The organism is Pseudonocardia parietis, from assembly GCF_017876315.1.
Taxonomy (GTDB): Bacteria; Actinomycetota; Actinomycetes; order Mycobacteriales; family Pseudonocardiaceae; genus Pseudonocardia; species Pseudonocardia parietis.
Map to the genome: position 1 here is coordinate 7105261 of NZ_JAGINU010000001.1, position 12058 is coordinate 7117318.

Genomic DNA, 12058 nt, shown 5'->3' on the forward strand with positions numbered 1-12058 from the left:
CCGCAGCACTGCGCACAGCCCTTCATCGAGAGGATCCGACATGGCGACCGACCCGGCGATCATCGTCGCTGACCTGCACAAGTCCTACGGCACCCAGCCCGTTCTCCGCGGCGTCGACCTCGAGGTCGGCGCCGGAACCGTGTTCGCGATGCTCGGCCCCAACGGCGCCGGCAAGACCACGGTGGTCAAGATCCTCTCCACGCTGTTCCGCGCGGACTCCGGCCGGATCCGCATCGCCGGGCACGATCCGGTCACCGAACCGGACGCCGTCCGCGCCGCGATCGGCGTGACCGGTCAGTTCTCCGCCGTGGACGGGCTGCTCACCGGGACCGAGAACCTCCAGCTCATGGCCGACCTGCACCACCTGCCCCGAGCCCGGGGCCGGGCCCGCGCCCGCGCGCTGCTCGAGCAGTTCGACCTGACCGACGCCGCCGCGCGACCGGCGAGCTCCTACTCCGGAGGGATGCGCCGGCGCCTCGACCTGGCCATGACGCTGGTCGGCGAGCCACAGGTGATCTTCCTCGACGAGCCGACCACCGGCCTGGACCCGCGCAGCCGCCGAGAGCTGTGGACGGCCGTCCGGACGCTGGTCGACGACGGGGTGACGGTTTTCCTCACCACCCAGTACCTCGAGGAGGCCGACCAGCTCGCCGACGACGTCGCCGTGCTCGACCACGGGCACCTGGTCGCACGCGGCAGCCCGGCCCACCTCAAGACGCTGGTCCCCGGCGGACACGTCCGGCTCCGGTTCACCGACCACCCCTCGCTGACCGCCGCCACCGCCGCACTGCCCACCGCCGCCCCCGACCCGGAGGCGCTGACCCTGCAGGTGCACGCCGACGGATACCCGGCCATCCGCGCCCTGCTCGCCCGCCTCGACACCGCCGGCGTGCAGCCCGAGGCGCTGACCACGCACACCCCGGACCTCGACGACGTGTTCCTCGCCCTCACCGGCCACTCGGCCACCCCGACGCCGCCCGCCCCCGCCTCCCGAAAGGTGCCCACGCCATGACCACGTCCACCGCGCTCGCCCCCTCGCGCGACCGTCGCTCGTCCCCGGTCGCGGACTCGCTGACGATGCTGCGCCGGCGCCTCGTCCACATGCGCCGCTACCCGTCGCTGACGCTGATGCTGATCGGCCAGCCGATCGTGTTCCTGCTGCTGTTCGTCTACGTGTTCGGCGGCACCATGGGCGCGGGCCTCGCCGGCCCCGGCGCCGGGCGCGCGGAGTACCTCGCCTACATCACCCCGGCCATCCTGCTCATGACCGTGGCCAGCGTCGCGCTGGCCACAGCCCTCGGGGTCGCCACCGACATGACCGAGGGCATCGTCGCCCGCTTCCGCACGATGGCCATCGCCCGGGTCAGCGTGCTGACCGGACACGTCGTCGGCGCGTTCGTCCAGACCGCGATCGCGCTCGTCGTGGTGCTGGCCGTCGCGCTGCTGCTCGGCTTCCGCACCGTCGCCGGACCGGTCGCCTGGCTCGGCGTGTTCGGTGTGCTTGCTCTGCTCACCATCGCGCTGACCTGGTTCACCGTGGCACTCGGGCTGGCCGCGGACTCCGTCGAGACGGCGAGCAACACCCCGATGTTCCTGATCCTGCTGCCGTTCCTCGGCAGTGGTTTCGTACCGACGGAGTCCATGCCGACGGGCCTGCGCTGGTTCGCCGACTACCAGCCCTTCACGCCGGTCATCGACACCCTGCGCGGCCTGCTGTCGATCGGCCCCGCCGCCACCACCGGTCTCGCCGGCAGCGCCGCGCTCACCGTCGGGTGGTGCGTGCTGATCACCGGTGCGAGCTACCTGTGGGCCAAGCGCCTCTACAACGCCCGCGCAGACCGCTGAGCGCCGATCCGCCCCTCGGCCGAGGCGGGTGGCGTTGATACGAACGCCGGAGATCACCGGTTGTGGAGTGCCACGTACGTCTCGCGTACGCGGCACTCCTGAAACGACGATCATCGACCGATGCCCGGGTAGCCGTGCGGTTCCCGAACGCCGTAGGAAGAGCGCCGGGCTACTGCACCAACGCCTTGCCCGCCTGCACCTCACGCAGGTAGTCGCCGAGGCTGAGCCGGGCGGCGGCGTCGGCGGCGTCGACCAGCACCGTGACGTTCGGGTGCATCTGCAGGACGGGCGCCGGCCAGAGCGCGGAGACCGGCCCTGCGGATCCAGGGGCCCGAGGACATCGCGGCCGTCGTCGCGGTGGTCGACGTGCCCGTCGTCGGGCTCTGGAAGGACGGCGACGACGAGGTCGTCATCACCCCGACGCTCGAGCACGCGCTGGCGGTCGCCGCGGCCGGTGCGCACGTGGTGGCCCTGGACGGCACGCGCAGACCCCGCCCGGACGGGCTCGATCTCGCCGCGACCGTCGCCGGGCTGCGGGCGGTCACCGACGTCGCGATCATGGCGGACTGCGGTTCGGTGGCGGACGCGGTCGCCGCCGAGGCGGCCGGGGTGGACCTGCTCGGCACCACGCTGGGCGGCTACACCGGTGAACGCCCCCGCACCGCGGGCCCGGACTACGAGCTGCTGGAGCAGGTCATCCGCAGCTGCCGGCTCCCCGTCGTCGTGGAGGGTCGCGTGCACACCCCGGAGCAGGCCGCGCGGGCGATCGCCCTGGGTGCGCACAGCGTGTGCGTCGGCACGGCCATCACCCACCCGGCCACGATCACCGGCTGGTTCGCCGAGGCCGTCGCCGGCTGAGCTGCGGTGGCCCGGCGGGCTACCGCCGGGCCACCAGCACCCAGTCCTCGTCCGTGGGCGGCTCGTACTGCTCGCCGGCCTGCGCGTCGCGGAACTCTCCGGTGCGCGGGTCGAACCACTGGATCCGGGTCATCCCGTCGGTCGCGGCGGGATCGAGCGAGAACCCGCCCCCGGACGGGGTGTAGACGAGCACGTACGACCCGTCCGACGCCCGGTTGGCCACGATCCGGTCCGCGCCCGACCCGGTCTCCGACGTGATCACCGACTGGTCCGGCTCACCGAGCCGGAACGGCAACGACGTCATCAGGTCCCGCAGGTGCACCATCTGCTTGCCGGCCGGCAGGTCCAGGGCGTCGGTCCAGCTGCCGCGGGCACCCAGCTCGCCGCTGCCGCCCTCGTTGAACTGCCACACGGCATGGGCACCGTAGGTGTGCCCGGCGGCGCCGCCGAGCACGGCCCAGTACGCGTCGCGGCGGACGTCCTGCGCGGTGGAGAAGCCCTTCTCCGGCTTCCAGCAGTACGGGTGGTCCTCGTAGATGGGCTCGCCGTCGAGGAACGGCTTCGTCGGACTCGCCCGGTAGGTGGTCTCGATGAGCTTCTGCCGGACCTCGTAGCGCAGGCAGTGACCGCCCTGGATCATGTGGAAGTCCAGCCACCGGGCCCCGGAGAACCACTGGGCCGACGACTGGTCGCCCTGCGGGTGGTAGGTCGTGAGCTGGGTGGCCCCGCCGGCGTCCAGTCCCTCGGCGAGGTTGCCCCACAGGGTCTCCTCGCCGTCGGCCGGGTGGTCGCCGCCGAGGGTCCAGGTGACGTTGCTCTTGTCGCCGTACCGCTCGCCGAGGAAGCGGCCGTACTCCGCGGCGTTGCTCTCCCGGATCACCGAGCCGGTCTGGTCGTCGCCCCAGACCGGGTGGATGGCCAGGTACATGCCGCGCTGCGCGGCGGCGTCGATCACGAACTCGAGGTTGTCCCAGAAGTCGCCGTGCCGGTCGACGCTGCGGACGTCGCCGGTGATCGGACGGTCGGCCCCGGCCTGGGGGAAGATCGCCACCGTCTGGATCACGTTGTAGCCCTGCTCCTTGCGGGCGTCGAGGTACCGGACCGACTCCTCCCGGTCCAGCTTGCCCAGCAGTGCCCACGCGGTGTCGCCCAGCCAGAAGAACGGCTTCCCGCCCGCGGTGAAGTAGCGCCCGTCGACCTCGAGGCGCGGCGGGCCGGGGGCGGCCGGCGGAGCGGGCTCCGGCTCGACGGGGCCGGGCGGCTGCTGCGGCGAGCCCGCCCCGGTCACGCACGCCGCGGCGAGCACGCCGAGCGACGTCGCGACGCCCAGCAGGCGCAGCATCCGCCTCGTGCGACCCGGCGTCAGGCGTGTCATGTCATCTCCGTGGGCTCCGGTTCATGATCGACGCGAACCTACCCGCCGCCGGGCCGGCGTGTGCCGGTTCGTCCGGTTCCGTTCGTGTGGTCTTGCCGTGCAACGGTCAGGCCGTAGGCTTTCCGACGTGCGCATCACGGAGACGGGCCTGCGACTGGCGGTACAGCGGTGAGCGGCGGGTTGTTCGCGTTGCTCGACGACGTCGCGGCGCTCGTGAAGCTGACCACGTCCTCCCTCGACGACGTCGTCGGCGCGGCCGGGCGGGCCGGCGCGAAGGCGGCCGGGGTGGTCGTCGACGACGCGGCCGTCACACCGCGCTACGTGCACGGACTCAAGCCGGAACGCGAGCTGTCGATCATCTGGCGGATCGCCAAGGGCTCGCTGCGCAACAAGATGCTGATCATCCTCCCGGCCGCGCTGCTGCTGAGCCAGTTCGCCCCGTGGCTGCTGACGCCGATCCTCATGCTCGGCGGCGTCTACCTCTGCTACGAGGGCGCGGAGAAGGTCTGGGAGAAGCTCGCCGGGCACGAGCCCGCACCGGAGGCCCAGGACGCGGAGGTCGCCGTCGACCCCGTCGCACACGAGAAGAAGGTCGTCTCGGGCGCCGTCCGGACCGACTTCATCCTCTCCGCCGAGATCATGGTCATCGCGCTGAACGAGGTCGCGTCGGAGGGCTTCGTCTCCCGGGCGATCATCCTGGCGGTGGTCGCCGTCGCGATCACGGTGCTGGTCTACGGCGTGGTCGCCCTGATCGTGAAGATGGACGACATGGGGCTCGCCCTGGCCGCGCGCGGTTCGGGTGCGCTGAGCACGTTCGGGCGCGGGCTCGTCCGGGCCATGCCGATCGTGCTGTCGGTGCTCTCGGTCGTCGGGATCGCGGCGATGCTCTGGGTCGGCGGGCACATCCTGCTGATCGGCGTCGACGAGCTCGGCTTCCATCCGCCGTACGCGTTCGTGCACCACCTCGAGGTGCTCGTGCACGACGCCACCGGCGCGCTCGGCGGTTTCCTCGGCTGGCTCACCAACACGGTGGGCTCGGCGATCCTCGGCATCGTCATCGGCGCGCTCGTCGTGGCCGTGCTCCACCTGATCCCGAAGCGACGCAAGGGCGCGGCGCACGCCTGATCGGGGACGATCACGGCATGGACACCGCGGTCCCACCCGACGTCTTCGTGCCGTACGGCACCACCCACTGGATCGTGCTGGGCATCGGGCTGGTCGTCGCGGTGCTGCTCGTCGTGGCCGGGCGGGCGCTGCGGGGCCACCCGGCGGCGACGACCTTCGCCCGGGGCTTCGCGATCGCGATCCTCGCCTTCGAGATCCCGCTGCAGATCCGCCTGCTCACCCCCGCGGTCTGGGACATCCACATCTCACTGCCGCTGCAGCTCTCCGACCTCGCCTGGATGACCGCCGCGTACGCGCTGTGGTCCGGGCGCCGGTGGGCGTGCGCCGCCCTCTACTACTGGGGCCTCACGCTGACCCCGCAGGCGCTGTTCACTCCCGCGCTCGACGCCCCCGACTTCCCGCACGTCGACTTCGTCGCGTTCTGGGGGCTGCACCTGCTCCTGCCCTGGGCCGCGATCTACCTGACCTGGGGCGCGGGCGTCCGCCCGACCTGGCGGGGCATGCGCACCACCCTCGCGATCACCGGCGTCTGGGCCGCGCTGACCATGACGTTCAACGCCGTGGCCGGCACCAACTACGGGTTCCTCAACCACAAGCCGAACAACCCGTCGCTGCTCGACCTGCTCGGACCCTGGCCGTGGTACGTCGCGGTGGAGCTCGTGCTGGTCGTCGTGGGATGGAGCCTGATCACCTGGCCGTGGACCCGCGCCCGCAGCGACGTCGCCGAGCTCGACCACGATCGTTGACGATCTTGGAGATGCTTCGAGGTTCGAGTCTGGCCCCCGACGCGCCGGCTGTCAGCTCGCGCGCAGCCCGGCGAACAACAGGGTGACGTAGGTTTCGACCACCTCGTCGGCATCGGAGTCCGCGTCCCCCCGGATCCAGCTGCTCACTCCGTTGAGCATGTCGAGGATGCCCAGCGAGGCCAGCGACGGGTTCATCGCGCGGAACTCGCCACTGCGCATCCCCGCGGCGAGGACGTCCTTGACCCGCCGGTTGTAGTACTGCAGGTGCCCATCGATGTCCGCGCGGTGCTCCGGGGTGAGCGACGGGCGCTCATGCAGGCCGACCAGGTACTCCGTCCGGCGGCGGAGCAGGTGCCGGATGTGCGCGCCGACCAGCGCGGTCAGCCGCTCGGTCGGGGTCCCGGCGGCGTCGAGCAGGGGAAGATTCTCCTCCACCGGCTCCTTGGTGACCGTCAAGCAGATCGCATAGAGGATCTCCTCCTTCGAGGAGAAGTGGTGGTAGAGGCTCGCTCCGCGGACCCCGATCGCCTCGGCGATGTCCCGCATGCCGACGTGGGCATAACCCTGGTCGGCGAAGATCCGGGCCGCGCTGGTCGTGATCTCGGCCCGCCGCTCGACGGTCCCCTTCCGCCTGCCACCGCGCTCCTGCACGGGGGCCAGTCTTTCCGCACCGGCGGACCGGTGGGCCTGCGGGCCGGTCACGACCCCGGGACGACGCGGTAGTCGGCCAGGTCGGCCTCGTGCGTCATCCGCCAGTAGTCGACGATCCGCCACGGCATGGTGGAGACGACGCGACCGTCGGCGTTGCGGTACCAGTTCGTCATCCCGGGGTGGGTCCAGAGCATCCGGGCGTGCGCTTCGTCGTGCCGCCGGGTGTAGTCGTCTTCGACCTCGGGCCACACCTCGACGGTGCGCAGGCCCTTCTCCGCCATCGTGACGACGAGGTCGGTGATGTATCGGACCTGGCACTCGGCGATGGTGATGAAGCTGCCGCCGTGCCCGAGCACGGTGCCCGGCCCGCAGGTCAGGAACAGGTTGGGGAAGCCGGGCACCGTGATGCCGAGGTGGGCCCGCGCGTCCTGGTCACCCCACACGTCGGCGAGTCGGACGCCGTCGCGGCCCCGCACCTCGATCGGCCACAGGTAGCGGTGGGTGTGGAAACCGGTCGCCAGGATGATCACATCGGCATCGACCTCGGTGCCGTCGTCGCCACGCAGTCCGGTCGGGGTGATCTCGGCGACGCTCTCGGTGACGAGCTCGACGTTCTCCCGGCGCAGCGTGCGGTACCAGCCGTTGTCGAGCAGCATCCGCTTCCCGAAGGGCGGGTAGTCGGGCACCGACTTCGCCACCAGGTCCGGGCGACCCTCCAGTTCGGACTCGATGTAGCGGGTGAAGACGCGCCGGTGGGCGTCGTTCACCGCATTGACCGACCGTTGCGGGTGCTCCCACCCGGGGTCGACCTGCAGGCTCGGGTGCACCCGGTCGTTGAAGTTCCAGGACAGCCGCGCCCGGTACCAGCGCCGGTAGAACGGCACCCGGTCCATCAGCAGGTGCACGGCCCGGTCGATCGGGGCGAAGTAGACGTCGTTCGGGGCGATCCACTGCGGAGAGCGCTGGAGCACGGTGAGCCGCCCGACCGTCGCGGCGACGGCCGGCACGACCTGCATCGCGCTGGCACCGGCGCCGACGACGGCCACCCGCTTCCCCGTGAGGTCCACATCGTCCGGCCACTGTGCGGTGTGAAAGATCCGGCCGGCGAACGTGTCGAATCCCGGGATGGGCGGCACCCGGGGCCGGTTCAGCGCACCGGTCGCACTGATCAGGATCCGGGAGACGAACTCCCGGCCGTCGGCGGTCCGCGTCGTCCAGCTCCCCGACTCCTCGTCGTGGAGCGCCTCGACCACCTCGGTACCGAACTCGATCCGCTCGCGCAGGCCGTGGCCGTCGGCGATGTCGCGCAGGTACTGCTGGACCTCGTCGCGCTTGCCGAAGTGGGTCGACCAGTTCCGCGGGAAGAACGAGTACGAGTACAGGTGGCTGGGGGTGTCCACCCCGGCGCCGGGGTAGGTGTTCTCGTACCAGCCGCCGCCGACGTCGTCGTTCTTCTCCAGGACGACGTGCTCGATCCCCGCCTCGGCCAGCCGGATGGCGGCGAGCACGCCGGAGACGCCGGCGCCGATGATCACCGCGGTGACGTCGGTCGGCGGAGCGGTGCGCGCGGGCGCGGGCACGAACCCCATGTCCTCGGCCAGCATGTCGGCGTACTCGATCGGGGTCGGCTCGCCGTTGGCCAGCTCGAGCAGCTCTCGCAGACGCTCGCCTGTGGGCGCGGGCACCGCGGGCGGGCGGCCGGCCTCGTACTGCTCGACGGCGTCGGCCACCGCGGCCCTGATCTCCGCGGCGACCTCGGGCGCGAAGCCACCGGAGTCGTTGTCGTCCATCCCCCGGCTGCGGGTCGGGCGGTACGGCTCCCGCAGCCAGCGGTCTTCCCCGGTCAGCTGGTGAAGGACGGGGACGAGCGACGGCAGGTTCGCCTGTTCCAGGGCCTCGACGAGCTCAACCCGCCCCGACCCGGCCGATCCGGTTGCTCGCACGGCATCCCCCAGGAAGCTCAAGCTATCCAGCGTTAGGTTAGTTCGTTGCACCAGTCTCACCACCACGAGCCCGCCGCCGTCAAGCAGCCAGCTTGAACTGCAGTCTTCTTGACAGGAGAGCTGCACCACAGCACGATCGCCGACACAACCTAACCATTGATAGGTAGGAGTTGGCGATGGAGCTGACCGACGCGATGCGCACCGTGGGTACGACCCGCTATTTCACGGACGCCCCGGTGCCGGACGCGGTGCTGCACCGGGCGTTCGACGCCGCACGCTTCGGCCCACAGGGTGGCAACCGGCAGCCGGTCCGCTGGGTCGTCGTGCGGGACACGGCGCGCAAGCAGGCACTCGCCGACCTGTATCTGCCGACGTGGAAGGCGTACCTGAACGGCGTCGGTGAGGGCAGCGTCAACGTCGGTGCGCTGCCGAAGACCGTGCGCGACGCCGACCATTTCGCCGAGCACCTCGCGACCGTGCCGGCCATCGTGGTCGTCTGTGCCGAGGTCGACGGCCTGCACCCGACCGACCTCGACCTCGACCGGCCCTCGGTCGTCGGCGGTGCGTCGATCTACCCGACCGTGCAGAACCTCTGCCTGGCGCTGCGTGACCAGGGTGTCGGTTCGGCGCTCACCACGCTGCTGTGCCACCACGAGGAGCGGGTACGCGAACTGCTGGCCATCCCCGAGGGCGTCCTCACCGCGGCGCACATCGCGATCGGCTACCCGGCGCGACCGTTCCCGACCGCGCTCACCCGCAGTCCGGTGGAGGACATCGTCTCCGCCGAGACCTATGGGCAGCCGTACTTCGCCCCCAGCACCGTCTGACCAGCGGCGCCGAGCAGAACAGGACGACATCGTGGCCGACCTCGCCCCGCACCACCGCACGCTCCTCGGCCGCGCGACCATCGGCGACCAGCTCCGCCGGCACGCGCGCACCCAGCCGGACAAGATCGCGTTCGTCGCGTACGCCGCCGACGGGACCCGCACCGAGACGACCTACGGCGCGCTGGACGAGCGGGCGAACCGGTTCGCGCGCCTGTTCGCCGCCCGCGGGATCGGTCGCGGCGGGCGGATCGCGTCGATGGCACGCAACTCCGTCGACGTCGTCGCCGCCTACTACGGCGCCCTGAAGATCGGAGCGGCGTTCACCGGCATCAACCCGCTTTACCGCGAATCCGAGGTCGCCCACCAGCTCGGCCACAGCCGCGCCGACCTGGTTCTCTCCGACCGGGCCTTCGCCGCTGTCGTCGACGCCGCCCGGCCGGAGGGTCTGGACCGGCTGGAGTACGGCGTCGCGCTGGACGCCCGGCTCGCGGAACAGCCGGTGACCGAACCGGAGGTCGAGCTCGACGAGAACGACGTCGCGCTCATCGTCTACACCTCCGGCACCGAGGCCTCGCCCAAGGGTGTGCTGATCCCGCACCGCAACTACCTCGCCTCGACCGCACCGGCCTGGGGCTGGGGCCTGGACACCGGCCCGCGCGACACCTGGCTGTTCGTGATGCCGTTCCACACGATCGCGGGCCTCGGGTCGATGACCAGCCTGACCCTGATGGGCGCCACTCTGGTGCTGCCCGCGACCGTCGAGCCGGCGTCCGCGCTGCGGATCATCGAGCGCGAGCGGGTCACGGTCATCGCCCAGACCCCGACGTTCTACATCGCCCTCTCCGCCCACGACGGTTTCGGACCCGACGCGGTCGGGCAGGTCCGGCGTTGCATGACTTATGGCGGACAGATCCCACCGCACGTCGTCGAGGCGTGGTCCGCCGCCGCACCCGAGGTCATGTGGGGCACCTACTGGGGCCAGTCCGAGCTGTCCCAGCTGGGCACGGTGGGCTTCTTCCGGACGCTCGACGACGTCCCGGGCGGTGACCCGACATGGATCGGCAAGCCGGTCACCCACCTGGAGATCCGGGTGGTCGACGCCGAGGACAACGACGCCGAGATCGGCGAGCTGATCTGCCGCACCCCGTCGGCGATGCTCGGCTACCTCGACGATCCCGAACGGACCGCGGCCGCGTTCCGGGACGGCTGGGTACGCACCGGTGACATGGTGCGGATCGACGACGAGGGCAATCTGTTCTTTCACGACCGGCTGAAGGACATGATCAAGACCGGTGGGATGAACGTGTCCTCTCAGGAGGTCGAACGGGTCGTGCACGAGCATCCGGCCGTGGAGCGGGCCGCGATCGTCGGCCTGCCCGACGCCTACTGGTCCGAGGCCGTCACCGCGTTCGTCGTCGTACGGTCCGGACAGGAGCTGACCGCCGACGAGCTCTTCGAGCACTGTCGCGCGCGGCTGGCGGCGTACAAGGTGCCGAAGGCCGTCCACCTCGTCGAGGAGCTTCCCGTCGACCCGCAGGGCAAGATCCTCAAGCGGCGACTCCGCCGGATGACCCCGACCCCGAGCTCCTGAGCTCGTCGTCAACGCCATCCGCATCGGCTCTCAGGTGTTCGCCAACCACGTCAGCAGACGCCCCCGCGACCAGCAGCGGCCGATGGCGTCGGTGCGCAGTGCCGACTGCTCGAACACCGCCAGGCCGATGATGCTGTGGCCGGAGGCGCGTCGGTCGCCGAGCGTCGGTATCGCCGGCGCGACGCCGACGCCCTCCACCGACACCCACGCCACCGGCCGGTCGGTCGCCGCGTCGGCGAGGCGGTGCAGGAAGCGCAGCCGGGCATCGAGCGGGAGGGCCGACAGCGCCCACGTCGTGGTGACGACCGGCAGGGCGTCCGCGGGCACCCGGGCGATGGCGTCGGGCAGCATCTCGACGGCATCACCCCGCAGCAGCAGCGGAGGCACCGACGCGGCCAGCGCCAGCTCCGCGTCGAGCCGCGCGCGCCGCTCCGGCCGGTCCGGCCACAGGCAGGCGCGCAGCCACCGGACGTCGTCCGCGTCGGTCACGTCGATCGGATCGCGGTCGATCCCGATCCGGGCGACGACCTCGGGAATCGAGTGCGTCGGGACGGATCGGTCCCCCACGATCGACGCCGAGAGCTGCACGGGAGACGACGGGTCGCCCAGCGACTGCCCGTTGCCGTAGGTGATGCCGACCCGGTCGACCGTGAGGTCGAGCCCGGCCGAACAGCCCACGTCGATCAGTCCGACCGCCTGCGCGCCGGCCCGGCGCGCCGCCTCGGCGACCGCCGGATACAGCACGGCGCCGTGTCCGGTCTCGTCGGAGCGCGCCGGCCGGCGCACGGCGAGCTCCACGACCGCGTCGGTCATGCGCACCAGCGTGTCGATCGCCGCCCCGGCGGCGGCGTCGACGTCCACGGCCGCGTAGGCCGCGGCGAGCGCCGGGGCCCGGCCGGCGAGCGCGAGGTCGTGCAGAGCGGCGAGGATCACCGTGGGGTGCCGCTTGCGCGCCGGCGCCGCCTCGATGGCGCGCAGGGCCTCCCCGGACTCGCTCAGCGCGACGACGATGCGCTCGGACAACGGCGACACTGCGGCAGCGTCGACCTCACCGAAGCGCCGGTAGACCTGGGCGAGGCTGCGGGACCTACCCACCG

10 protein-coding genes and 1 pseudogene are annotated in these 12058 nt (G+C 71.7%); 7 read left to right on the forward strand and 4 right to left on the reverse strand.

Translation table 11 applies throughout. From position 1 onward, the window contains the following. The first annotated feature begins 40 nt into the window (after positions 1-40). The 3 genes and pseudogenes from JOF36_RS33575 to JOF36_RS33585 form a co-directional block, all read left to right on the forward strand. On the forward strand, positions 41-1012 hold the full coding sequence (locus tag JOF36_RS33575; RefSeq protein WP_210034740.1) for an ATP-binding cassette domain-containing protein: 972 nt from the start codon (positions 41-43) through the stop codon (positions 1010-1012). Continuing rightward, positions 1009-1845, forward strand: a complete 837-nt coding sequence (locus JOF36_RS33580; RefSeq protein ID WP_210034741.1) for an ABC transporter permease — start codon at positions 1009-1011, stop codon at positions 1843-1845. Before JOF36_RS33575 ends, JOF36_RS33580 begins: the two co-directional genes overlap by 4 nt. A gap of 300 nt (positions 1846-2145) precedes the next feature. Then, positions 2146-2703, forward strand: a pseudogene (locus tag JOF36_RS33585) (putative N-acetylmannosamine-6-phosphate 2-epimerase); the annotation flags it as partial. Between the two features lie 19 nt (positions 2704-2722). Here JOF36_RS33585 and JOF36_RS33590 read toward each other — a convergent pair. After that, the gene (locus JOF36_RS33590) at positions 2723-4078 is read right to left on the reverse strand and encodes a glycoside hydrolase family 140 protein (protein ID WP_210034742.1); all 1356 of its coding nucleotides are present in this window, start codon (positions 4076-4078) and stop codon (positions 2723-2725) included. Positions 4079-4246: 168 nt separating this feature from the next. Here JOF36_RS33590 and JOF36_RS33595 point away from each other — a divergent pair, with 168 nt between their 5' ends. Together JOF36_RS33595 and JOF36_RS33600 are read left to right on the forward strand one after the other, a co-directional pair. Beyond that, on the forward strand, positions 4247-5203 hold the full coding sequence (locus tag JOF36_RS33595) for a DUF808 domain-containing protein (RefSeq protein ID WP_210034744.1): 957 nt from the start codon (positions 4247-4249) through the stop codon (positions 5201-5203). 17 nt (positions 5204-5220) lie between these two features. After that, positions 5221-5949 (forward strand): YwaF family protein, encoded by a 729-nt coding sequence (locus tag JOF36_RS33600; protein ID WP_210034745.1) that lies wholly within the window; start codon positions 5221-5223, stop codon positions 5947-5949. 51 nt (positions 5950-6000) lie between these two features. On the opposite strand, the gene JOF36_RS33605 is transcribed toward JOF36_RS33600, so the two are convergent. Continuing rightward, a complete protein-coding gene (locus tag JOF36_RS33605; protein ID WP_307862717.1) occupies positions 6001-6600 on the reverse strand; it encodes a TetR/AcrR family transcriptional regulator in 600 nt (199 codons plus the stop codon). Between the two features lie 47 nt (positions 6601-6647). Then, a complete protein-coding gene (locus JOF36_RS33610; protein ID WP_245351069.1) occupies positions 6648-8564 on the reverse strand; it encodes a flavin-containing monooxygenase in 1917 nt (638 codons plus the stop codon). Positions 8565-8719: 155 nt separating this feature from the next. Here JOF36_RS33610 and JOF36_RS33615 point away from each other — a divergent pair, with 155 nt between their 5' ends. Beyond that, positions 8720-9370 (forward strand): nitroreductase family protein, encoded by a 651-nt coding sequence (locus JOF36_RS33615; RefSeq protein ID WP_210034746.1) that lies wholly within the window; start codon positions 8720-8722, stop codon positions 9368-9370. A gap of 31 nt (positions 9371-9401) precedes the next feature. After that, entirely contained in the window at positions 9402-10961 is a 1560-nt protein-coding gene (locus tag JOF36_RS33620; protein ID WP_307862718.1) for a class I adenylate-forming enzyme family protein, read from the forward strand. A gap of 30 nt (positions 10962-10991) precedes the next feature. Here JOF36_RS33620 and JOF36_RS33625 read toward each other — a convergent pair whose 3' ends face one another. Further along, positions 10992-12056, reverse strand: coding sequence for a DUF2332 domain-containing protein (locus tag JOF36_RS33625; protein ID WP_307862719.1), 1065 nt, complete (start codon positions 12054-12056; stop codon positions 10992-10994). Between the last annotated feature and the right edge of the window lie 2 nt (positions 12057-12058).